This is a genomic window from Marvinbryantia sp., assembly GCF_047017445.1.
In the GTDB taxonomy this organism is placed as follows: domain Bacteria; phylum Bacillota; class Clostridia; order Lachnospirales; family Lachnospiraceae; genus Marvinbryantia.
This window is the reverse complement of record NZ_JBKXTT010000001.1, coordinates 343,750-367,749: the sequence shown is the minus strand read 5'-3', so window position 1 is coordinate 367,749 and position 24,000 is coordinate 343,750. Positions and strand designations below refer to the sequence as shown.

Below are 24,000 nucleotides of genomic sequence, written 5' to 3'. Positions count from 1 at the left end.
CAAATTGAACGAAACAGGCATTCAACGGCAAACAATTCGCTGCAACTGCCAGATAAACATAAAAGTTGTCAAATAATCTGACAATTTCGCAAAAATTCCCTATTTACAAAGGAGAAAAAAGGGTGTATGATAATGCGTAAATAAAATGCAAAATAAAATTCAATCGAAAAAATGAATTGATATTATGCATAAAATACGGCAGAGACAGAAACAGGGGAAAAGCCCCGAAGACTGTGCGCCGTGAAAGAAAGGAAGAGGGCTATGGCAAACAAGAGCGCACCTCAGGCTCCGCCGCTGTACCGGCAGGAATTTGAGCATGACAACTGCGGTATTGGCGCAGTGGTAAACATCAAGGGAATCAAAACCAGGGCGACGGTTGAAAACGCCTTGAAGATTGTAGAAAACTTAGAGCACAGAGCCGGCAAAGACGCCGAGGGAAAAACAGGGGACGGTGTAGGAATCCTTTTACAGATTTCGCACAAATTCTTTTCCAAAACCTGTAACGCCCTCGGCATTTCTATTGGTAAGGAGCGGGAATACGGCATTGGTCAGTTTTTCTTCCCGCAGGATGAGCTGAAGAGAAAACAGGCGATGAAGATGTTTGAGATTATTCTGAGCAAGGAAGGTCTGGAATTTCTCGGCTGGCGCACCGTTCCGACAGTACCGGAGGTGCTCGGACAGAAGGCGCTCGACAAGATGCCATGCATTATGCAGGCGTTTATCAAAAAACCTGCGGATGTGGAGAAAGGTCTGCCGTTCGACCGCAGACTGTATGTGGCGCGCCGCGAGTTTGAGCAAAGCAACGAGAATACCTACGTTGCCTCCCTCTCCAGCAGAACGATCGTCTACAAGGGTATGTTCCTGGTAGGGCAGCTCCGCCAGTTCTTCACTGACCTGCAGAGCCCGGACTACGAATCGGCGATCGCGACCGTGCACTCCCGTTTCAGCACGAATACTAATCCGAGCTGGGAGCGGGCGCATCCGAACCGTTTCATCGTACATAACGGTGAGATCAATACCATCCGCGGCAACGCCGACAAGATGCTGGCGCGCGAGGAAACGATGGCGTCCCCGTATCTGCAGGATGATTTCCACAAGGTGCTGCCGGTGATCAATATGGCGGGTTCTGATTCTGCCATGCTGGACAACACGCTGGAATTTCTTATCATGAGCGGCATGGATATGGCGCTTGCCATGATGATTCTGATTCCGGAGCCGTGGGCGAACAACCAGAACCTCTCGCAGAACAAGCGTGATTTCTACCAGTATTATGCGACCATGATGGAGCCGTGGGACGGTCCTGCCGCTATTATGTTCAGCGACGGCGACCAGGTGGGCGCGGTGCTCGACCGCAACGGTCTGCGTCCGTCACGCTATTATATCACGAATGATGGCTATATGATTTTATCCTCCGAGGTGGGTGTGCTGGATATTCCGCCCGAAAAGATTGTCCGCAAGGAGCGTCTGCATCCGGGTAAAATGCTGCTGATCGATACGGTACAGGGCAGAATTATCGACGATGAGGAGCTGAAGGAATACTATGCTTCGCGTGAGCCGTACGGAGAGTGGCTGGACAGCAACCTGGTATGTCTGAAGGATCTGAAGATCCCGAATGTGCGCGTGCCGGAGTACACGGACGAGGAGCGCGCAAGACTGCAGAAGGCATTCGGCTATACTTATGAGGAATATCGCACTTCCATCCGCAACATGGCATTAAACGGCGCGGAGGGCATTGCTTCCATGGGTATCGACACGCCGCTTGCCGTGCTTTCTGACCAGCAGCAGCCGCTGTTTAACTACTTTAAGCAATTGTTCGCGCAGGTAACAAATCCGCCTATCGACGCGATCCGCGAGGAAATTGTCACCTCGACAACCGTTTATATCGGTGAGGACGGCAATCTTCTGGAGGAGGCGCCGGAAAACTGCAAGGTATTGAAGGTGAATAACCCGATCCTCACAAATACCGATATGCTGAAGATCAAGCATATGAAGGTGGATGGCTTTAAGGTGGCGGAGGTGCCGATCACATATTATAAGAGCACCAGCATCGAGCGTGCGATTGAGCGTCTGTTCGTGGAGGTTGACAAGGCGCACCGCGACGGCGCGAACATTCTTGTGCTGACTGACCGCGGCGTGGATGAGAACCATGTGCCGATCCCGTCGCTGCTTGCGGTATCTGCGGTGCATCAGTATCTTGTAAAGACGAAGAAGAGAACATCGCTTGCGATCGTTCTGGAATCCGGCGAGCCGCGCGAGGTGCATCATTTTGCCACGCTTCTGGGCTACGGAGCCTGCGCGATTAACCCGTATCTGGCGCAGGATACCATCCGCCAGCTCATCGACAATAAGATGATCGAGAAGGATTACTATGCGGCGGTCAATGATTACAATTCGGCAGTGCTGCACGGCATCGTCAAGATCGCGTCGAAGATGGGTATTTCCACGATCCAGTCCTATCAGGGCTCTCAGATTTTTGAGGCGATCGGCATCAGCAAGGAAGTAATCGACAAATACTTTACAAAAACGGTTAGTCGTGTGGGCGGCATCACACTGCAGGATATCGAGAACCAGACAGAAGCGCTGCACAACGAAGCGTTTGATCCGTTAGGACTTGGCACCGATCTCACCTTAAACAGCATCGGACGCCACAAATCGCGGAGCCAGGGCGAGGAGCACCGCTACAATCCGCTGACGATCCATCTGCTGCAGGAGTCGACGAAACAGGGCAATTACCAGATGTTCAAGGAATACACGGCGCGCGTGAACCGCGAGGAATCCGGCTATCTGCGCAGTCTGATGGATTTTAATTACCCTGAGGAGGGCGTGCCCATTGAAGAGGTGGAGAGCGTGGATGAGATCGTGAAGCGCTTTAAGACGGGTGCGATGTCCTACGGCTCGATTTCGCAGGAGGCGCACGAGACGCTGGCGATCGCGATGAATAAGCTGCACGGAAAATCCAACTCCGGCGAGGGCGGCGAGAGCGACGAGCGTCTGGCGTCTGCAGGCACTGCGAACGACCGCAGCTCAGCGATTAAGCAGGTGGCATCCGGACGTTTCGGCGTGACCAGCCGTTATCTGGTGAGCGCAAAGGAGCTGCAGATCAAGATGGCGCAGGGCGCGAAGCCGGGCGAGGGCGGACATCTGCCGGGCGGAAAGGTATATCCGTGGATCGCAAAAACGAGACATTCGACGCCGGGCGTGAGCCTGATTTCCCCGCCGCCTCATCACGATATTTATTCGATCGAGGATCTGGCGCAGCTGATATACGATTTGAAAAATTCCAATAAAGATGCGCGCATTTCCGTGAAGCTGGTGTCCGAGGCGGGCGTTGGTACCGTTGCGGCGGGCGTTGCAAAAGCGGGCGCGCAGGTTATCCTTATTTCCGGCTATGACGGCGGTACCGGAGCGGCGCCGCGCAGCTCCATCCACAACGCCGGTCTTCCGTGGGAGCTTGGTCTTGCTGAGACGCATCAGACGCTGATGATGAACGGGCTGCGGAATAAGGTGCGCATTGAGACGGACGGTAAGCTGATGAGCGGACGCGATGTCGCGATCGCGGCGATCCTCGGCGCGGAGGAATTTGGTTTTGCCACCGCTCCGCTGGTAACGATGGGCTGCGTGATGATGCGTGTCTGCAACCTGGATACCTGTCCGGTGGGCGTTGCTACCCAGAATCCGGAGCTGCGCAAGCGTTTCCGCGGCAAACCGGAATATGTTATCAACTTTATGCGCTTTATCGCACAGGAGCTGCGCGAATATATGGCGAAGCTGGGCGTGCGCACAGTCGATGAGCTGGTCGGCAGAAGCGATCTTTTAAGAAAGGGCGAGGGCTTCTATAAGGAGAAGGCGGCGCGCGTAGATCTGAGCGCGATCCTCGACAACCCGTATGTAGGACAGAAATGCACCTTTGAGCCGGAGCATGTTTACGACTTCCATCTGGAAAAGACGGCGGACGAGAAGATCCTGCTGAAGAAGCTGAAGGGCGCGCTGGAGAAGAAGCAGAAGCGCAGCATTGAGGTGGATGTGTCCAACGTGGACCGTGCGTTCGGAACGATTTTCGGTTCGGAGATCACGAAGCTGTACGGCGACACCCTGGAGGATGATACCTTTACTGTAAAATGTAACGGCGCGGGCGGACAGAGCTTCGGCGCGTTTATCCCGAAGGGGCTGACTCTGGAGCTGGTGGGCGACAGCAATGATTATTTTGGAAAGGGGCTTTCCGGCGGCAGACTGATCGTGTACCCGCCGAAGGGAATTACCTACAAACAGGATGAGAATATCATCATCGGCAACGTGGCGCTTTACGGCGCTACCAGCGGCAGCGCCTACATCAACGGTGTGGCAGGCGAGCGCTTCTGCGTCCGCAACTCCGGTGCGGTTGCCGTGGTAGAGGGCGTCGGCGAGCACGGCTGCGAATATATGACCGGCGGACGGGCGGTGATCCTCGGCAGGACCGGCAAAAACTTTGCGGCGGGCATGAGCGGTGGTATCGCCTACGTGCTGGATGAGGACAGCGACCTCTACAAGAAGGTCAACAAAGAGATGGTTTCCATTGAGAAGCTGACCAACAAATACGATGTGGAAGAATTGAAGAAAATGATCCAGGATCACGTGAAGTATACAAATTCCGTGAAGGGCAAGGAAGTTCTGGAGCATTTTGAGGAATATCTGCTGAAATTCAAGAAGATCATCCCGAATGACTACAAGCGGATGATGAATACCATCGTTCAGATGGAGGAAAAAGGATTGAGCAGCGAGCAGGCACAGATTGAAGCGTTTAACGCGATCAAGAAAGGATAGGAGGAGACGAAGATGGGAAAACCAACAGGATTTATGGATTATGAGCGGGAGACTGCAGCGGCGGCTTCCCCGAAGGTCCGTATCAAAAACTTCAACGAATTCCATACTCCGCTCTCCAGAGAGAAGCAGCGACAGCAGGCGGCGCGGTGTATGGCGTGCGGCGTGCCGTTTTGTCAGTCGGGAATGATGATCGGCGGCATGGCGTCGGGCTGCCCCTTAAATAATCTGGTGCCGGAGTGGAACGATCTTGTTTACACGGGAAACTGGGAGCAGGCATATCTGCGTCTGACAAAGACGCACTGCTTCCCGGAGTTTACGTCGCGCGTGTGTCCGGCGCTCTGCGAGGCGGCATGCACCTGCAATCTGAACGGGGAGCCGGTGGCGACGAAGGAGAATGAGCGCGCGATTATCGAAAATGCTTACGAGAAAGGGCTGGTAAAGCCGAATCCGCCGAAGGTACGCACCGGAAAGCGCGTGGCGGTGGTCGGAAGCGGCCCGTCCGGCCTGGCGACGGCGATGCAGCTTAACAAGCGCGGTCATCTGGTGACAGTATTTGAGAGAAACGACCGCATCGGCGGATTGCTGCGCTACGGTATCCCGAATATGAAGCTGGAGAAGCATATCATCGACCGCCGTCTGGCGATCATGGAGGCGGAGGGCATCACCTTTGTGACGAACGCCAACATCGGCGAGGACATCCCGGCGGAGCAGCTTTTGAAGGATTATGACCGTGTGGTGCTTTGCTGCGGAGCCTCCAACCCGCGCGATATCAAGGTGCCGGGGCGCGAGGCAAAGGGCATTTATTTTGCGGTGGATTTCTTAAAGGCGACCACAAAGAGCCTTTTGGATTCTAATTTTGAGGATGGAAAATTCATCTCTGCAAAGGGCAAAAAGGTGATGGTGATCGGCGGCGGCGACACTGGAAACGACTGTGTTGGCACGTCCATCCGTCTCGGCGCGGCAAGTGTGCTGCAGCTTGAGATGATGCCGAAGGCGCCGGATACGCGCGCGGCAAACAATCCGTGGCCGCAGTGGCCGAGAGTCTGCAAGACCGACTACGGTCAGCAGGAGGCGATCGCGGTGTTCGGGCATGATCCGCGCGTCTATCAGACGACCGTCACGGAATTTATCGCCAACAAAAAGGGCGAGGTCTGCCAGGCAAAGCTCGTGAAGCTGGAGGGCAAGCGCGACGAAAAGAGCGGACGCATGATGATGGTTCCGGTGGAGGGCACAGAGGAGATCGTGGACGTCGACCTCGTGCTGATCGCGGCTGGCTTCCTCGGTTCCCAGAAGTATGTGACGGATGCCTTCAAGGTAGCGCTCGACGGGCGCACCAACGTGGCGACCGATCCGGGCAAATATCAGACCAGCATCCCGAATGTCTTTACCGCAGGCGATATGCACCGCGGACAGTCCCTCGTCGTGTGGGCGATCCGCGAAGGGCGTGAGGCGGCAAAAGCGGTGGACGAATCGCTGATGGGGTATACGAATTTATAAAAAGAGCACAGATGTGTGTCTTTGCGTGGAAAGGTGCCGGAGGGCAGTTTTCTATAATGGCAAAAATCTGCAGGGAAACAGATTCTCTGCAGATTTTTATTGCATATTTTTCATTTTCCATTCCTGTGGGGAGATACCAAAGGCTGTTTTAAAGCACTTCGAGAAATAGGCGGGTGTCTGGAAACCGGTTTTTTCAGCCACTTCCGATATGCGGGAGGAGGGTTCTTTTAAGAGCTCCAGGGCGTGCTCCAGGCGGACATTGTTTAAGTAAGCGTTAAAATTACTGCCGACTTCCTTTTTGAAGCTGCGGGACAGGTATTCAGGACTGATATAGAGCATCTGGGCGACGCCGGACAGACTGATCTCGTCCATGTAGTGTGCCTCTATAATAGAGACAGCCTGCGCAATTCTTTGGGAGTAGCAGGTACAGGAATTGGAACGTCGCTGCAATTGTTCCAGGGCATCCGTCAGAAGCCGCTGAAGGGAAGCAGCGTTTTCAGCAGACTGAAATTGTGCGGATATTTCCTGTGTATATTGATAATAGGCATTCCTGTCAAGCGGAACTGTATGGGAATAGGCTGTCTCACAAAAATTCTGGCATATTGTTTTCAAATTTGCGATATCCGGATAAAAAGTGCTGGATACGAAATCAAAAAGGGTATGAATTTGTGTGTGCGCAAGATCAAACTTTCCTGTCTGGAGCGAAGTTATGATATCAAGAGAATATTCTTTTAACTGCGCATCCTGCGTGGCAGGATAGTGCTCTGCGCGGCGAGCAGCGATGCCATAGAAATCCAGACCGCGACAGCGGTAGAGCAGACGCAGGTCATCTAAAAGCAGCATAGGGTCAGCGTGTATATCGGAGTAAAGGAACAGTAAAGACGCATTATATTTTTGCATCTGCCGGTTGTATGCGGCCTGTCTCTGCAGCTGTATCAGCAGGCTTGGCTGGCGGATTTCTACACATCCAAGATAAAGATATTCTGCAAACGATATGACGATGGAGCAGTACGACGCGCTGGCAAGAAGCGTTACGAAGGAAGGCTTCGGAAGCGATCAGGTATACGGCGCACACTACCACACCTGGAGAAGTGCAGTACAGCTTTTCGGCATCCTTGACGGAGAACACACCGTACTGGACGGCAATTATGATTTCTTAAAACCGTATTATGAGCTGGTAAAACAGCAGGAAGCAGACGGCGTGTGCCGTTCCTACATCGACACAAACGCATCCCAGCTTCACTACAGCGGCGCTTTCTCTGAGGGAAATACCGCAACGATGAATATGGGCTCCTGGTACATCACCACACTGATGTCTGAGCTGGCAAACGGCAACTACGACAGCGAGCTGGTAGGCGACTGGGGCATCGTAAAATATCCGCATCCGGAAGGCGTAGAGGCAGGCACGACCCTTGGTACCATCACAGCGCTTGCGATCCCGACCTGCTCGGAGAAACAGGATGCTGCATGGGATTTCATCAAGTTTGCATGCGGAGAGGAAGGCGCAGAGGTGGTAGCTTTCACGGGTACCTTCCCGGCGATCCTCAACGACAGCGTTGTAGAGCAGATTTCCTCACTTGAGGGCTTCCCGCAGGATGAGAACAGCAAGGAAGCGTTAAAGACCGCCCAGATTTATCTGGAAGCTCCGTATGATGCGCACATCACAGAGATCAACACGGTTCTGGATACGTATCACAAGGATATCATGAATGGAGATACCTCCATTGACGACGGCATTGCAAAGATGAACGAAGAGGTAGGAAAAATCCTCGGTGAATAATCAGCAGGAAATGTAACGGCAGTGCAAAAAGGGAATCGGAAACAGACCTGTATAAGCCGGTTCCCTTTTTCTGTGCCCGATTTCGCAAAGGAAAGGAGAAAAAAGGATGAATGAAGCGGAAAAAAGCAGGAAGCGCCGCAACAGAAAGCGCGCTTTGGTGGCATATTCGTTTATTGCGCCAAACTTTATCGGATTTGCGGTATTTACGCTGATCCCGATTATCTGTGCCTTTGGACTTGGATTTATGAAGTGGGACGGCAGCAATCCCCTGGAGTTCGTGGGGCTTGCGAATTTTGCCCGCCTGAAGGATGACACCTTCTTCTGGGCGGCTCTGAAAAATACGATTCTCTACTGTGTGGGAACCGTTCCTCTGACGATGGTGGCGTCGCTGGCGCTGGCAATTATTTTGAACCAGAAGGTGAAATTCCGGGGAATTTTCCGTACCGTGGCATTTTTCCCGTATGTGGCATCGCTGGTGGCGATCACGGCGGTCTGGCAGATGATCTTCCATCCGAGCAAGGGTCCGGTCAACGCGATTCTGTATTATGTGTTTCACGTAAAGAATCTTCCAAACTGGTTTGGAGGCGATCTGATCCTTCTCACCATGATTCTTTTCAGCGTGTGGCGTTTCATGGGTTACTATATGGTTATTTATCTGGCAGGTCTGCAGGGAATTCCGGGGGAATTTTATGAGGCGGCGAGTCTGGACGGTGCGACCACCTGGGAAAAATTCCGCTATATCACCTGGCCGCAGCTCCGTTCGACCACCTTCTTTGTAGTGGTTATGCTGACGATCAGCTGCTTTAAGGTGTACGATGTGGCTGTCATGCTGGCAGGCGGCGGAGACGGAAAGCTTGGCACCTCTTCGACCGTACTTGTTTACTACATTTACCAGAAGGCTTTCCAGGAATGGGATCTCGGATATTCCAGCGCGGTGGCAATGGTTCTGTTCGTGCTGGTATTGATCGTAACGATTATCCAGTTCCGCGGGGAAGCGAAGTATGAAAAAGAGTGACAGGAGGGAGAAACGCATGAAAACAAAATCCGCGTCAAAAAAACGGCTGATCGGAAGGATCTGCCTGTATACTTTATTGATTATCATTACCGCGCTGATGGTGGTACCGTTTTTGTGGATGCTGTCGGCTTCCATTAAATCAAACACTGAGGTCTTTCAGATGACGCCCTTCCGCTGGATCCCGGAGGTGCCGAAGTGGGAAAACTACGTAAATATCTGGACAAAGATCCCGCTGCTGAAATTTATCGGCAACACGGTGATCCTGACGATCGCGGTAACCTTTTTCCAGCTTCTGACCAGCAGCTTTGCCGCTTACGCCTTTTCCAAGCTGGAGTTTAGGTTTAAGAACGGGCTGTTCCTCGCCTACATCGCCACCATTGCGATGCCGTGGCAGGTATACATGGTGCCGCAGTTTATCATGATGCGAAGAATGGGACTGAACGATACGCTCCTGGCGATGCTCTGCCTGCAGGCGTTCTCGGCGTTCGGCGTGTTTATGATGAAGCAGTTCTACGCGGGCATCCCGGATTCGCTCTGCGAGGCGGCGCGCATCGACGGCATGAGCGAATACCGGATCTACAGCAGCATTATGCTGCCGCTGTCCAAACCGGCGCTCGCCACGCTGACGATCTTCACCTTCGTCAATACGTGGAACGATTACCTTGGACCGCTTATCTATTTGAAAACAGAGTCGAAAAAGACGATCCAGCTCGGACTGCGCATGTTCATCGGCCAGTATTCCGCCGAGTACGGACTGATCATGGCTGGGTCCATCATTACATTGATCCCGGTGCTGATCGTGTTCCTGTGTCTGCAGAAATATTTTGTGGAAGGGATTGCTGCAACCGGCGTGAAGGGCTAAAATAAAACTATGAGACTAGAATCAAAAAAGGATTTCCAGGCGCTGATGCTTTCGCTCTTAAATCCGCTGAAGCCCCATTACACAGCGGAGGGAGCGGGCGTTTCCCTGGGAGTGACCTCTACCAATTATGATGAAAAAGCAATTCTGATGGAGGGCTTTTCCCGGCCGCTCTGGGGACTGGTGCCCTTCTGGGCGGGCGGCGGAAAGGAGCCGTGGTTTGAGGCTGTCTGCCGCAGGGGGCTTGCGGCGGGAACCGACCCGGAAAATCCCGAATTCTGGGGCGCTCCGGGGGAATACGACCAGCGGTTTATCGAGATGGGCGCGATCGCCTTTGGAATGCTGCTCGCAGGGGATGTTCTCTGGGAGCCGCTTGACAGTGAGGAAAAGCGGCGGCTCGCCGCCTATCTGTACACGATCAATGAACATCAGATTCCCTGCTGCAACTGGCTGCTGTTCCGGGTACTTGTGAACCTTGCGCTGAAGGAAAACGGGATGCCTTACGACCGGGAGCGGCTTTTTGAGGCGCTGGATTTGACGGAGAGCTTTTATCTCGGCAGCGGCTGGTACCGGGACGGGGATTCCAACCAGAAGGATTACTATGTTTCCGTTGCCATTCAGTTTTACAGCCTCATTTATGCGATGTTTATGGAGGACGAGGATAAGGAGCGCTGCGGAAGGTTCCGCGAGCGCGCATTGCTGTTTGCGAAGGAATTTATTTACTGGTTCGACGGGGACGGGGAGGCGCTGCCGTTTGGGCGGTCGCTCATTTACCGGTTTGCGCAGGCGGCTTTTTTTGAGGCATGCCTTCTGGCGGATGTGGCGCCGTTTCCGGTACCGGTGATGAAGGGACTGATCGTGCGGCACATAAAATACTGGATGCAGCAGCCGGTTTTCGACCGGGAGGGGATCCTGACGATCGGCTATGCGTACCCGAACCTGGTGATGGCGGAAAAGTACAACGGTCCCGGCTCCGTTTACTGGAGCATGATGGCGTTTACCGTGCTGGCGCTGCCGGATAAGCACCCGTTCTGGACGGCGGAGGCGGCGGAATTTCCGAAAGTGCCGGATATCTGCAGTATGCCGGAGGCGGACATGCTGGTGCGGCGCTATCGGCATCATGTGACGGCATATGTGCCGGGCGTATACAGTCCGAACGGGCACGGGCAGATCGTGGCAAAGTACGGGAAATTCGCCTACGATACGAAATTCGGCTTTTCCGTGGCGAAGTCCTGCTATGAGCTCTATGAAAACTGCCCGGACAGTATGCTGGCATTTTTTATAGACGGCTATGTGTATGTGCGTCGCATCTGCGAGGAGCGCGCCGTGCGGGAGGACTCCGTGTGGTCGCGGTGGAGTCCGTATCCGGGAATTGAGGTGGAAACGACGATCATTCCGACGGAAAACGGGCATAAACGGATACATAAAATAGAGAGTACCGTGAAGTGCGAGGCGTATGACTGCGGTTTTTCGGTGGGAGCGAAGCTTTCGGAGGCATTTGCATCAAGGGAAGAAAAGGGCTTCTGCCTGGCGGAAAATAAGCGGATGAAGTGCGCGGTGTCGTCCGCGGAGGGCGAGGGCGTTCTTATCACCGCCGATCCGAACACCAATGTACTGTATTCCAAAACGAGGATTCCGTCAATAAAATATAAGATTCAAAAGGGCGTGCAGACGCTCTGCACGGAAATTACGGCGGAGGTGAAGGAGGAAGCGCTGACAAGGCTTGTGAAGGACTGGAAACCATATTGGTAAGGAGGAAGAAAACTATGTTATATCCGAAATTGAATGATGCGAGAGCGCTGATCGACCTGTCGGGAATCTGGGATTTTAAGCTGGACGACGGCACGGGCTTTGAAAAGGAGTGGATGAAGAAGCCGCTGGAGGATCCGGTGAAGCTGGCGGTTCCGGCGTCCTACAACGACCAGGTGGAGGGAGCGGCGTTCCGCGATCACTATGGATGGGCGTTTTATCAGACGGAGCTGGTGATTCCGGCGATATTAAAAGGACAGCGGATCGTGCTGCGGTTCGGAGCTGTCACCCACCAGGCAAAGGTGTATTTAAACGGCGAGCTGCTCTGCGAGCACCGGGGAGGCTTCCTTCCGTTTGAGGCGGAGATCCAGACATGCGTGCATCCGGGTAAAAATCTGCTCTGCGTGGCGGTGGACAACCGGGTGGATTATTCCACGCTTCCGATCGGAAACGAGGTGGGCGCAGCCTTTTTCGGGGCGGACCTTCCGGATATCCCGAGCGTGAATATGACGCGCCAGAAGCCGCACAATGCCCCGAATTTTGACTTTTTCAATTATGCGGGCATTCATCGCCCGGTGAAAATCTACACGACGCCGTTTTCCTATATCGAGGATATCGTGCTGGTGCCGGAGCTTACGGGGACGGAGGCGCTTGTCTCTTATTCCGTGAGCTGTGTGGGCGAGGGAGAGGTGCAGATCGAGGTATTTGATGAGGACGGAAAGTCCGTGGCAAAGGCGGTCGGGGCGAAGGGCGTTCTCTCCATCCCGGACGCACATCTCTGGAATCCCGGAAATGCTTATCTGTACACGGCGCGCGTTTCTTTCGGGGAGGATCTCTACGAGGAGGAGTTTGGCGTCCGCACCGTGGAAATTAAAGGAACCAAGTTTCTTATCAACGGCAAACCGTTTTATTTTAAGGGCTTTGGAAAGCATGAGGACAGCGAGGTACACGGGCGCGGCCTGGATCAGGCGATGAACGTGAAGGATCTCTCGCTGATGAAATGGCTGGGCGCGAATTCATTCCGTACCTCCCACTATCCGTATGCGGAGGAAATGATGAACCTCTGCGACCGCCTTGGAATCGTGGTGATCGACGAGACGCCGGCTGTCGGGCTGAACTTTGGCTGGAACGATAAGGGATATGCGAAATTCCGCACGAAGGAGCACCATGAGCAGGTGATCCGCGACCTGATCGCGCGCGATAAGAACCATCCCTGCGTGGCGATCTGGTCGATCGCCAATGAGCCGGATACGGAAAAGCAGCCGCAGGAGGCGCACGATTACTTTAAGCCGCTTTACGACCTTGCTCACGCCTGCGATCCGCAGAACCGACCGGTGTCTCTGGTTATTTGCCAGAACGATTACACGCGGGACATCACGGCGCCGGAGATGGATATCATTCTTGCAAACCGCTATTATGGATGGTATGTGTTCGGCGGCGATCTGGAGGCTGCGGAAAACGCGATGCGCGAGGAGATGAAATACTGGGCGAAGCTTGGCAAGCCCTGGATGATCACGGAGTACGGCGCGGACACGGTGGCGGGCATCCACATGGCGACGCCGAACATGTTCAGCGAGGAATACCAGGTGGAGTACTATAAAACAATCAACCGCGTGCTTGATGAATGCCCCTTCGTGGTCGGTGAGCAGACCTGGAACTTTGCGGATTTTGCGACTATTCAGGGAACGCTGCGCGTGGACGGAAACAAAAAGGGCATGTTTACCCGCCAGCGCCGCCCGAAGCTGGCAGCACACTACTTTAAGGAGCGGTGGCATAAAATACCGGATTTTGAATATACGAAATAGAATAGGAAAATATTTACGGCACCTGCAAAAGAAGCTGCGGGTGCCGTAAACACTTAGAGGATATAATGTATGTAAACTTCCGCCCCATATATGGTGTATGGAAAAGGAAGATTGTTTTTTGTCGAAGCCGGTTCAATGCAGACGCGCCGTACATCTCGGCGACTTCATTTAATGATTATAGTATAGAGCAGGTTTGTGTCCAAAAATTGTTTGATTTCGAAAAAAAGTCTTAAAGAAAAACAAAGAAAGTGGAAAACGGTGGAAAGGAAAAAGCTGTGAATACCAATAATGAAATGTAAACTGTACAAAAAATGTAGTTGACAATCTTACCCGCCACGTGTACAATCGAAATGTAAACGAAAAATAAAATAAAGGTTTACAATTCGACGAGGAGAGAAAAGGATTATGGAAAACAAGAAAAGTATTTCAACAAGAACAGTGGTATTTACCGGCATGTTTGTGGCCGTGCTGGCGGTGCTTTCACAGATGGCGATCCCGATGCCGTCCGGTGTGCCGGTGACGCTGCAGACGTTTGCGGTGGCGCTCACGGCATATGTGCTTGGATGGAAAATGGGGGTAGCGGCAACGGCTGTCTACATACTGCTCGGCGCGGTGGGCGTTCCGGTATTTGCAAATTTCAGCGGCGGCTTTGATAAGCTGGTGGGAATGACCGGCGGATTTATCTGGGGATTTCTTTTCATGGTGCTCCTGTGCGGGCTTGGTCTGAAGCAGAAAAATAAAGGGCTGCTCATTGTACTGAGCGCGGCGGGGCTTGCGATCTGTCATCTGCTTGGAATTTTCCAGTTTATGGCGGTGATGGACATGGAATTTGTACCGGCGGCGATGGCGGTTTCCGTGCCGTATCTGGTAAAGGATGTTGTGTCTGTCGTGCTGGCATATTTCGTGGCGCTGGCTGTGCGCAGAGGATTGTCCGCAGCGAACCTTGCCTATGAGATGTAAGCTGCGCATCCACCATCTGCTGTGTATTCCGCTGTTTGCGGGGTACGGCTACAGCGACGGCTTCTGTGAAAACATGGAAAAAATGATCAGTATGCTGGAGACGCAGGCGGACGAGCCGCTGGAGGCGGTCTGTGCGCCGGATGTTATCTGCGCGGGCTGCCCGAATCTGACGGCGGAAAACACCTGCCAAACGAGCGGAATGCAGGTGGAGAAGAAAGACGCTGCACTGGCGGAAGCGCTTGGCATCCGACCGGGCGAAAGCTACACATACCGCGGGCTAAAGGAGCTTGCAGCACAGAAGCTCACAGAGGAAATCTTTACCGGTTCCTGCAAAAACTGCCAGTGGTATGCGAAGGGATTATGTTCCTATAAGAAATGGAAAAAATGTATTGACAAAAGTACAAAAATGTGTTAAAAAATTATCAAAGGAAAGGGAGTAGCTTACATCGTACAGTCGAATCAGATGGTACATGCGGCGTCAGAACGATATTATTATCCGCCTCATGTGAGCAAATAGCGAGACTTTTGTTTCAGGGTATACACTGAAATGAAAGTCTTTTTTTACACAGAAAATTACTTTTGCGTTTCTGTGAAACAAGGCGCTTTGCCGGGATGAGCGCGGAAAGCTCCCTTCTCTTTGAAACATCAGACAAATGCACACACAGGAGGAAAAGGTATGACAGAATTCAGAAACGACGGCGACCGGGTAATTGATCCGGAGGAGCTGGCAAGAAACGAAAAGAAAAGAAAGAAGAACAAAAAGGCGAAAGGAGCGGCGAAGGTTGGCATTGCAGCAGCGGCTGCCGTGATACTGGTGGCGGTTTTCGCAGGCGATTCCTTTTATCAGATCGGTGAGGAGGAGCAGGCGGTCCTGGTGACGATGGGCAAGCCGAAGGCAGTGCCGGAGACCGGGCTGCATTTTAAGATTCCGCTGATCCAGTCAGTGCACAAGGTAAATACGACGATACAGGGCTTCCCGATCGGCTATGATATGGCGTCGAACAACAACGTCGAGGAAGAGAGTCTGATGATTACCTCGGACTACAACTTTATCAACGTGGACTTTTTCGTGGAGTATCGCATTACGGAGCCGGTGCAGTATCTGTACGCGGCGGGCGAGCCGGAGGTTATCCTGAAAAACATTGCCCAGAGTGCGATCCGTACCGTGGTCGGCAGCTACCAGGTGGACGACGTGCTGACAACGGGAAAGAGTGAGATCCAGGCGAAGATCAAGGATCTGATCACGCAGAAGCTGGAGGAGCAGGACATCGGCATTCAGCTCGTGAACATTTCCATGCAGGATTCCGAGCCGCCGACAGCGGAGGTCATCCAGGCATTTAAGGCAGTGGAGAACGCGAAGCAGGGCAAAGAAACGGCGCTCAACAATGCGAATAAGTACCGCAATGAGCAGCTTCCGGAGGCGGAGGCGCAGGCGGACCAGATCATCAAAGAAGCGGAGGCACAGAAGCAGACACGCATCAATGAGGCGGAAGCGCAGGTGGCGAGATTTAACGCCATGTACGAGGAATACCGCAAGAATCCGGTGGTTACAAAACAGCGTATGTTCTATGAGACGATGGAAGAGGTGCTGCCGGGCATGAAGGTCGTGATCGACAGCGGAAGCGGCGTGCAGAAGATCCTGCCGCTGGATTCCTTCACGGAGGAGACGGCGGATGAACAGACAGGCAGTGCACAGGCGCAGACAGAAGCTTCAGAGGAAGGAGGAAGATAATTATGAAGAAAATTGGCATTATTGCAGCGGCGGGCGCGGTGCTGGCAGTCGTTCTGCTCGGTTCATCCATCGTGGTGACAGAAAAAGATGAATACAAGCTGATCCGTCAGTTTGGAAAGGTTGTAAGCGTAGTGGATGAGGAGGGCATCAGCTTTAAGGTGCCGTTTGTGCAGGAGGCGTCGACGCTGCCGAAAAAAATCCTTCTTTACGATCTGACGCCGTCGGACGTTATCACGAAGGAAAAGAAAACAATGATCAGCGACAGCTACGTGCTCTGGCGCATCAGCGATCCTCTGAAATTTGCACAGTCGCTGAATTCTTCTATGACGAACGCCGAGAACCGTATCAACACGGCGGTGTACAATGCAACGAAAAACACCATCGGCAGCCTGTCCCAGGACGAAGTCATCAGCGGGCGCGGCGGCAGGCTCTCCGAGGCGGTGATGGCGAGCGTCGGCGATAATCTGGCGCAGTACGGCATTGAGCTGCTGGAGTTCGATATGAAGCAGCTTGACCTGCCGGACGACAACAAGTCGTCGGTGTACGAGCGTATGATCTCCGAGCGCAACAACATTGCGGCGACCTACACGGCGGAGGGAAATTCCGAGGCGAAGGTCATCCGCAACACGACGGACAAGGAGGTTGCAATCCAGATTTCCGATGCGAAGCGGCAGGGCGAGATCCTGGTCGCGGAGGGCGAGGCGGAGTACATGAGGATTCTGGCGGACGCCTACTCGGATGAGGACAAGACCGATTTCTATTCCTATGTGAGAAGTCTCGATGCACTGAAAGCCTCCATGACCGGGGAAAACAAAACGATTGTGCTGCCGGAGGATTCACCGATCGCGCAGGCGTTTACCGGAGAATAAATGAAAAAACATGAAAATCTTTTGCATTTTTCTGGACAAGTGAAAGATATTGGTCTATAATGTATGACGTAAAATTAAATAACATTTGCTGGTTTGAAGCCAGCCGTTGCAAGTTCCGCAAGGATTAATAGAGAAACCGGTGAAAGTCCGGTACGATCCCGTCACTGTGATAGCGAGTCTGAGAGCATTTATGTCACTGGATTTTGATAAAGAAGATCTGGGAAGGCGCTTTTGGGCGATGAACTTAAGTCAGGAGAACTGCTTGCGATTGTTTTTCGTTTGATTCTTACGGTCGATAAGAAGCAGCAAGTATTTTGTATGTGAAATTGTGCCCGTATCAGTCTGTGATACGGGCTTCTTATTTTTGTGATTTTTCATGAAAAATGGGCGGGAGGCGCAGGGCGCGTTCCGTTTGCATACAGAAAGCTACATAGTTACATGTTACGATGCCGCAGGGAGAAAGAACGATCCTGCGGCTGTTTTGTTTTAAACCGGAAGATGTAGGAAGGAGAAAAAATGTCAAAGAAACAAATTGGAAAAAGGCTTCTGCAGATTCTGGTAGTTCTGATCGGCGTCAGTTTTTTCACCTTTGCGCTCACCTATCTTTCCCCTGGCGACCCGGCGGAGATCATGCTGACAGAATGCGGAAATCTGCCGACACCGGAGCTTCTGGAGCAGACCAGGCATGAGCTGGGACTTGACCAGCCGTTTCTGGTGCAGTACGGAAACTGGCTGAAGGGTGTCCTGACAGGCGATATGGGAACCTCCTATGCCTTTAAGATCCCGGTGGCGGAGAAGCTGATGAAGTGCTTCTGGCCGACAATGAAGCTGTCGTTGTTTGCGCTTCTTCTGATGATTGTATTTTCGATTCCCTGCGGGATCCTGTCGGCAGTCTATCAGAACAAATGGCCGGACTATCTGATACGCGGCATCACCTTTATGGGCGTATCCATCCCGAGCTTCTGGATCGGGCTTGTGCTTCTGAGCATTTTCGGCGTGCAGCTCCGCTGGGTGAATGTGGCGGGCGGCACGACAGACTTTAAGGCGATGATCCTGCCGGCGGTCACGCTGGCGATGTCCATGTCCTCCAAGTATACCCGGCAGGTGCGCAACGCAGTTCTGGAGGAGCTGCGGCAGGACTATGTGACAGGCGCAAGAATGAGAGGAATGAAAGAAAGTGTAATTCTCTGGAAGCATGTGCTGCCAAATGCAATGCTGCCCATCGTTACCCTGCTGGGGCTTTCGCTGGGGTCTCTGCTTGGAGGTACGGCGGTCGTGGAGATTATCTACAACTGGCCGGGTATGGGAAGCATGGCGATCAAAGCGATTTCCTGCCGCGATTATCCGATGGTACAGGGGTACGTGCTGGTAATTGCAATACTGTATATGGTGATTAACATTTTGGTTGATCTGTCCTATACCTGGCTCGACCCAAGAATCAAGGAGGTCAACTGACATGAAAAAGAAGAACTTTTTTCTGGAGCATAAACAGTTTACCATTTTCTTTATTCTGGCGCTGGCAATCGCGGGCGTGGCGATTTTCGCTCCCTGGATCGCGCCGAAGGACCCGCTGGAAGCTGTTATGACGGATTCTCTGAAGGCTCCCTGCAAGGAATATCCGCTGGGCGCCGATAAGCTGGGAAGAGATCTGCTCTCCAGGGTAATCTACGGCACCAGAACCTCTCTGGTATACACGCTGATTCTGGTGGCGACGATTTTTGTTACGGGAACGGTGCTGGGTATTATCGCGGGCTATTTCGGCGGCTGGATCGACCAGATCATCATGCGCGTTGCCGATATGATGATTTCCTTTCCGGGAATGATCCTCGCAATCGCGATTGCCGGAATGCTGGGTGCGAGCCTCCGAAACGGCGTTATCGCCATTACGGCGGTGAGCTGGCCCAAATATGCCCGTCTGGCGCGCAGTATGGTTTTAAAGCTGAAACGGAATCTGTACGTGGAGGCTGCTGTGGTAAACGGTACCAGTACGGCAAAAATTTTGTGGAGGCACATCCTTCCCAACATGCTGACGACCATGACGGTGACAGCGGCGGCGGATATGGGAACGATGATGCTGGAGCTGGCATCGCTCTCCTTCCTCGGTTTTGGCGCGGTGGCGCCCACGCCGGAATGGGGACTGATGCTGAACGAAGGAAGAACCTATATGGCGAAAGCTCCGTGGCTGATGATCGCGCCCGGTATCGCTATTGTAATTGTAGTAGTTGTATTTAATATGCTCGGCGACAGCATCCGTGACATTCTGGACCCGAGACAGGAAAATTAGAGGAGGAAGAACAAATGAAGGTAAGAAAGATGAAAAAATTAGCGGCGGCAGTGGCAGTTGCCGCAGCCGTAATGGCGGCAGGGACGGCGGCTTCCGCGGCGGGAACCATGACGATCGGCGTGACCAGCTTTGCAGATACGCTGGAGCCGACGGAGCAGTACTTCAGCTGGGTAATTTCCCGTTACGGCGTCGGACAGGGTCTGACAAAATTTGATGCGGAGGGCAACATGGTTCCGTGTCTGGCGACAGAGTGGAGCAACAGCGAGGACGGAAAAACATGGACCTTCACCATCCGTGAAGGCGTAAAATTCTCCAACGGCAACGATATGACGCCGGAGCTGGTGAAGGCTTCCCTGGAGAGGACCTTTGAAATGTCCAACCGTGTGCCGGAATTCTTCGATGTGGCAAGCGTTGAGGTGGATGGACAGAACCTGATTTTCAATCTGAACAGAGCAAACGCAAACATGGCAGGCTGCCTTGCGGACCCGCTGTTCCTGATCATGGACACCAGCATTGACAATTCCAATATTGCCATGTCCGGTCCTGTCTGCACTGGTCCTTATGCTTTCCAGTCCTTCGACCCGGCGGGTGATACGGTTGTGGTGCGCAACGAGTATTACTGGGAAGGCGAGGTTCCGAACGACAGCGTGACGCTGCGCATCATCGGCGACCAGACGACCCGTTCGATGGCGCTTCAGTCCGGCGAGATCGACGTGGCATATAATCTGAAGACAGAAAACGTATTCGAATTTGACGGCAACGATGCCTACACCATCCAGTCTTTGGAATCCCTGCGCTCCACCTATGCATTTATGAACCAGAACGGTGCACTGGGCGATCTGGCACTCCGTCAGGCGCTGCTGCGCGGTCTTGACAAGGAAACCTACACAAGCGTACTTCTGGAGGGTGGCGCTACCCCGGCAAAGGCTCCGGTTCCGCCGACACTGGATTACGGTTATGACGAACTGAACGACGCCAATGCTTATGACCCGGAGGGCGCAAAGCAGCTTCTGGCGGACGCCGGTTACGTGGACAGCAATGGGGACGGCTATGTGGAGACGCCGGAGGGCGAGCCGCTGGAGCTGACCTTCGTATACTATGACAGCCGTGCGGAGCTGGGCGTTTACGCGCAGGCGGCACAGGCGAGCCTGAAGGAAATCGGTATCAATATCAAGCTTGATTGTGTATCTTATGAAACGATGCTTGACCGCCGCGATTCCGGACAGTATGATCTTCTGATCTGGAACGTGCTGGTTGCAAATACCGGTGACCCGGAGAACTATCTGCGTGAGAACTGGTACAGCAGCTCTGCAAACAATACGGCGGGCTATGCGAACGCGGACGTTGACGCATGGCTGGATGAGCTGGCGGCGACAATGGATGCCGATGCCAGAAGGGAACTGATCGTGAAGATACAGCAGGCGATTATGGACGACGCGGCAACCGTATTCTTCGGATATGAGAATACCTTCCTGATTTCCAAATCTTCTGTGGAAGGACTGGTTATGTATCCGATGGATTACTACTGGGTAACGGCGGATATGAAAATGGCGGAATAAACGCGGCGCGCATCAAAGGAGCGGAAACTATGCTGGAAATTAAGGATTTGGCAGTTCAGTATGGGAAACAGCCGCCCACCATCGAGCATTTCAACCTTTCCATGAAGAAAGGGGAGATCATCAGCGTGGTGGGAGAGAGCGGAAGCGGAAAAACGACGGTTATCCGTGCGGTCCTCGGCGCACTTGCCGGGGGCGGCCGGGTGACGCAGGGCGATATTACGTTTCACGGGGAATCCCTTCTGAAGTATTCGAGAGAGGAATGGCGGAAGCTGCGCGGCACAAAGATGTCCATGATCTTCCAGGACTGCGGTGGGACATTGAATCCCATCCGCAAAATTGGCAGTCAGTATGTGGAATATATCTGTGCGCACAGCGATCAGTCGAAAAAAGAGGCGTGGAAGCTTGGAACCTCCATGCTGGAGAAAATGCGCCTGCCGGAGGCGGAAAACATTATGAACAGTTATCCGCACCAGCTTTCGGGCGGTATGCGGCAGCGCGTCGGCATCGCTATGGCAATGACCTTTGATCCGGAGCTGCTGCTGGCGGATGAGCCGACCAGCGCGCTGGACGTGACGACGCAGGCACAGATCGTGCGGCAGATGATGGAGCTGCGGGAGAAATCGCAGACGGGCATTATCATTGTTACCCACAACCTGGGTGTGGCGGCATATATGGCGGATAAGCTGATCGTTATGCAGTACGGCAAGGTGGTGGACGCGGGCACGCGCGATGAGGTGATGAATCACCCGACAAATGATTATACGAAGAGGCTGCTGGCGGCAGTACCGGAAATGGAGGGAGAACGGTTTGTTTCATGAAGCAGATGTTGTGATGAAAGCAGAGCACATTGTAAAACAGTTTCCCGCCTCCCACGGCCGGACACTGACGGCGTGCAATGATGTGAATTTAACAGTGTATAAGGGAAAAACGCTCGGCATCGTGGGAGAGAGCGGCTGCGGAAAGTCCACCTTCGTGCGGATGGTGCTGTCGCTGGATGACCCGACGCAGGGAAAGATCCTCTATCATGACCGGGACATGGCAGCGATGACGAAGAAGGAGCGCTGGGAAAACCGGCAGAATATCCAGATGGTATTCCAGGACCCGCTGGCGTCCTTTAATCCCAAGATGAAGATTATTGATATTCTGACGGAGCCGCTGATGAATTTCGGAAAGCTGAAGCGGAGCCAGAAGGAGGAAAAGGCGCGCGAACTTCTGGAAATGGTGGAGCTGCCGGCGGACTTTATGCACCGCTATCCGCACAATATGAGCGGCGGACAGCGGCAGAGAGTCAGCATTGCACGCGCACTGTCGCTGGAGCCGGAGATTCTGGTGTGCGACGAGGCGACGTCGGCGCTGGACGTTTCCATCCAGAAAACGATTATTGAGCTGCTGGTGCGTCTGCAGAAAGAAAAAAATGTCAGCATGATTTTTATCTGTCATGACCTGGCGCTGATTCAGTCGTTTGCGCATCAGATTGCCGTGATGTACCTGGGACATATTGTGGAGGTGATTCCGGGCGAGGATGTAGCGACGAAGACGGTGCATCCGTACACGCAGGCGCTGCTGGGCGCGCAGTTTTCCATCCACATGGACCCGAATAAAAAGATTGAGAGTATTGAGAGCGAGGCGCCAAGCCCGCTGGACATTCCGAAGGGCTGTCCTTTTGCAGACCGCTGCGAACACTGCATGGAAAAATGCCGGTCGCAGAAGCCGGTGCTGCAGGAAATTGCGCCGGGGCATGAGGCGGCGTGCCATTATGTGGCACAGCAGCAGGCGCACGCGGATGAGAAATAATGGGGACTTTTGCCCCCGACATCATATTATAGATAGAAGGGCAGACGATATGAGAAAAAGAAGGTTTGCGGTATTTGGGATCATGCTCTGCTTTATGCTTCTGTTCTGCGCGGGCGCGCAGGCGGAGGAAGCGCAGGAGGATGGCACAGAGACGATGAAAATCGGCGTGGTCGTATATGACCCGGACAGCGCGGAAATGGGTATGTTCAGTAATTATTACCGTGATTATATCCAGGAGGGTTTCCCTGTGCAGTTTTTCTTCTCAGGAGCGGTTGCGACAGCGGAGGAGGAAAATCAGTTTATCGAAGCGGCAAAGGAGCAGGGAGCAGAGGGGATCATTTCCTTCTGCGGTTATGATCTGGAGAGCACACTGGCGGTGTGCGCGGAAAATGAGCTGTATTATGTACTCGGATCAAGTATTGTTACGGATGAGGCATTTGACGCGGTGAAGGATGATCCGTGGTTTCTCGGTTCGGTAGGACCGAACCCGGAGGAGGTGTACCAGACGGGTATTAATATGGCGGAGTATTTTCTGGAGAAGGGCGCGAAGTCTTACGTGATCATGACGGGCGGCGCGTCCAGGGGAAATGCCACTCACGCATCCCGTGTGGAGGCAATGCTGGAGACATTTTCCGAACAGGCGGGGCTTGTGCTGGACGGCGAGGCGGCAGAGCTTGCGGCGTCGGCGGAAAATACCACGCTGATGAGCGCGGACGGCAGCGTTTCGGTTACGCTGGTGCCGGACTATACGGAAAACGGCGCCGGTCTTCAAAATCTGGAGGCGGCATTTGCGGCCGGGGACTGCGATGCGCTGCTGAGCGCTTTCCACGCGTCTACATATCTCGATAAGATTGCAGAAAAGGAAGCGGCGCAGGAAAGGAATATTATGGTGGGTGCGATCGACAGCTTCACCGAGGCGAATTTTGAGGCGATAAAGGAGAAGGATGCTTTTGGAAATGCGCCGATCGATTACGTGGAGGGCAAGTATGCTTCCATGGCGGGACCTGCTTTTGCAATGATGTACAATGCTGTTTCCGGGTACCCGGAGTCGAACTCGCAGGACGGCAAAACGATCCGCCTGTATCAGGGCTTCTGGAAGGCACAGAGCCGCGAGGAATACATCGAGCTTTACGGCTACACCACCGGCATTTATGAGAACGCCTATAGCTGCGAGGATCTGATGCAGGTGATCAGGGTGTTCAGTGACGATGCGTCGCCGGAAGCGCTTAAGGAGCTGACAGAGGCGTACACCGTGGAGGATGTGAAGGCGAGGATTCTGGAAAGCTGAAAGTGAAGG

At 53.3% G+C, this 24,000-nt stretch carries 18 protein-coding genes and 1 riboswitch; of the genes, 17 read left to right on the top strand and 1 reads right to left on the bottom strand.

Going from position 1 to position 24,000, the window contains the following annotated elements; translation table 11 throughout:
* The first annotated feature begins 261 nt into the window (after positions 1 to 261).
* On the top strand, positions 262 to 4,800 hold the full coding sequence (gene gltB, locus ACLU9Q_RS01560) for a glutamate synthase large subunit (protein WP_296838411.1): 4,539 nt from the start codon (positions 262 to 264) through the stop codon (positions 4,798 to 4,800).
* Between the two features lie 12 nt (positions 4,801 to 4,812).
* Complete coding sequence (locus tag ACLU9Q_RS01555) at positions 4,813 to 6,297, top strand: glutamate synthase subunit beta (protein ID WP_296838413.1); 1,485 nt, start codon at positions 4,813 to 4,815, stop codon at positions 6,295 to 6,297.
* 96 nt (positions 6,298 to 6,393) lie between these two features.
* Here the strand turns inward: ACLU9Q_RS01555 and ACLU9Q_RS01550 are convergent, their stop codons facing one another.
* A complete protein-coding gene (locus tag ACLU9Q_RS01550) occupies positions 6,394 to 7,140 on the bottom strand; it encodes a helix-turn-helix domain-containing protein (RefSeq protein WP_412624582.1) in 747 nt (248 codons plus the stop codon).
* 151 nt (positions 7,141 to 7,291) lie between these two features.
* Here ACLU9Q_RS01550 and ACLU9Q_RS01545 point away from each other — a divergent pair, with 151 nt between their 5' ends.
* From ACLU9Q_RS01545 to ACLU9Q_RS01475, 15 genes are all read left to right on the top strand, one after another.
* A complete protein-coding gene (locus ACLU9Q_RS01545) occupies positions 7,292 to 8,077 on the top strand; it encodes an extracellular solute-binding protein (RefSeq protein ID WP_412624581.1) in 786 nt (261 codons plus the stop codon).
* A 106-nt stretch (positions 8,078 to 8,183) separates the two neighbouring features.
* Positions 8,184 to 9,092, top strand: coding sequence for a carbohydrate ABC transporter permease (locus tag ACLU9Q_RS01540; protein WP_296836701.1), 909 nt, complete (start codon positions 8,184 to 8,186; stop codon positions 9,090 to 9,092).
* A gap of 16 nt (positions 9,093 to 9,108) precedes the next feature.
* A complete protein-coding gene (locus tag ACLU9Q_RS01535; protein WP_296836699.1) occupies positions 9,109 to 9,954 on the top strand; it encodes a carbohydrate ABC transporter permease in 846 nt (281 codons plus the stop codon).
* Between the two features lie 9 nt (positions 9,955 to 9,963).
* Positions 9,964 to 11,703, top strand: coding sequence for a DUF2264 domain-containing protein (locus ACLU9Q_RS01530; RefSeq protein ID WP_296836696.1), 1,740 nt, complete (start codon positions 9,964 to 9,966; stop codon positions 11,701 to 11,703).
* Between the two features lie 14 nt (positions 11,704 to 11,717).
* A complete protein-coding gene (gene uidA, locus ACLU9Q_RS01525; RefSeq protein WP_302591248.1) occupies positions 11,718 to 13,505 on the top strand; it encodes a beta-glucuronidase in 1,788 nt (595 codons plus the stop codon).
* 405 nt (positions 13,506 to 13,910) lie between these two features.
* Positions 13,911 to 14,465 (top strand): biotin transporter BioY, encoded by a 555-nt coding sequence (locus tag ACLU9Q_RS01520; RefSeq protein ID WP_296836690.1) that lies wholly within the window; start codon positions 13,911 to 13,913, stop codon positions 14,463 to 14,465.
* Positions 14,455 to 14,880, top strand: a complete 426-nt coding sequence (locus tag ACLU9Q_RS01515) for a DUF1284 domain-containing protein (protein ID WP_296836688.1) — start codon at positions 14,455 to 14,457, stop codon at positions 14,878 to 14,880. The genes ACLU9Q_RS01520 and ACLU9Q_RS01515 overlap by 11 nt, the downstream gene beginning before the upstream one ends.
* Before the next feature lie 261 nt (positions 14,881 to 15,141).
* Positions 15,142 to 16,197, top strand: coding sequence for an FtsH protease activity modulator HflK (hflK, locus tag ACLU9Q_RS01510; protein ID WP_296836685.1), 1,056 nt, complete (start codon positions 15,142 to 15,144; stop codon positions 16,195 to 16,197).
* A gap of 2 nt (positions 16,198 to 16,199) precedes the next feature.
* Entirely contained in the window at positions 16,200 to 17,066 is an 867-nt protein-coding gene (hflC, locus tag ACLU9Q_RS01505; protein WP_296836678.1) for a protease modulator HflC, read from the top strand.
* Between the two features lie 93 nt (positions 17,067 to 17,159).
* Positions 17,160 to 17,347, top strand: a riboswitch (cobalamin riboswitch).
* Between the two features lie 235 nt (positions 17,348 to 17,582).
* A complete protein-coding gene (gene nikB / locus ACLU9Q_RS01500; protein WP_296836675.1) occupies positions 17,583 to 18,521 on the top strand; it encodes a nickel ABC transporter permease in 939 nt (312 codons plus the stop codon).
* Between the two features lies 1 nt (position 18,522).
* Positions 18,523 to 19,350, top strand: coding sequence for a nickel transporter permease (gene nikC / locus ACLU9Q_RS01495; protein ID WP_296836672.1), 828 nt, complete (start codon positions 18,523 to 18,525; stop codon positions 19,348 to 19,350).
* 14 nt (positions 19,351 to 19,364) lie between these two features.
* A complete protein-coding gene (locus ACLU9Q_RS01490) occupies positions 19,365 to 20,909 on the top strand; it encodes an ABC transporter substrate-binding protein (protein WP_296907879.1) in 1,545 nt (514 codons plus the stop codon).
* Positions 20,910 to 20,938: 29 nt separating this feature from the next.
* Complete coding sequence (locus ACLU9Q_RS01485) at positions 20,939 to 21,727, top strand: ABC transporter ATP-binding protein (RefSeq protein WP_412624580.1); 789 nt, start codon at positions 20,939 to 20,941, stop codon at positions 21,725 to 21,727.
* Positions 21,717 to 22,703: an ABC transporter ATP-binding protein gene (locus ACLU9Q_RS01480; protein ID WP_412624579.1), complete on the top strand. Its 987-nt coding sequence runs from the start codon at positions 21,717 to 21,719 to the stop codon at positions 22,701 to 22,703. Before ACLU9Q_RS01485 ends, ACLU9Q_RS01480 begins: the two co-directional genes overlap by 11 nt.
* A 49-nt stretch (positions 22,704 to 22,752) precedes the next feature.
* On the top strand, positions 22,753 to 23,991 hold the full coding sequence (locus ACLU9Q_RS01475) for a hypothetical protein (protein WP_412624578.1): 1,239 nt from the start codon (positions 22,753 to 22,755) through the stop codon (positions 23,989 to 23,991).
* Positions 23,992 to 24,000: the final 9 nt, after the last annotated feature.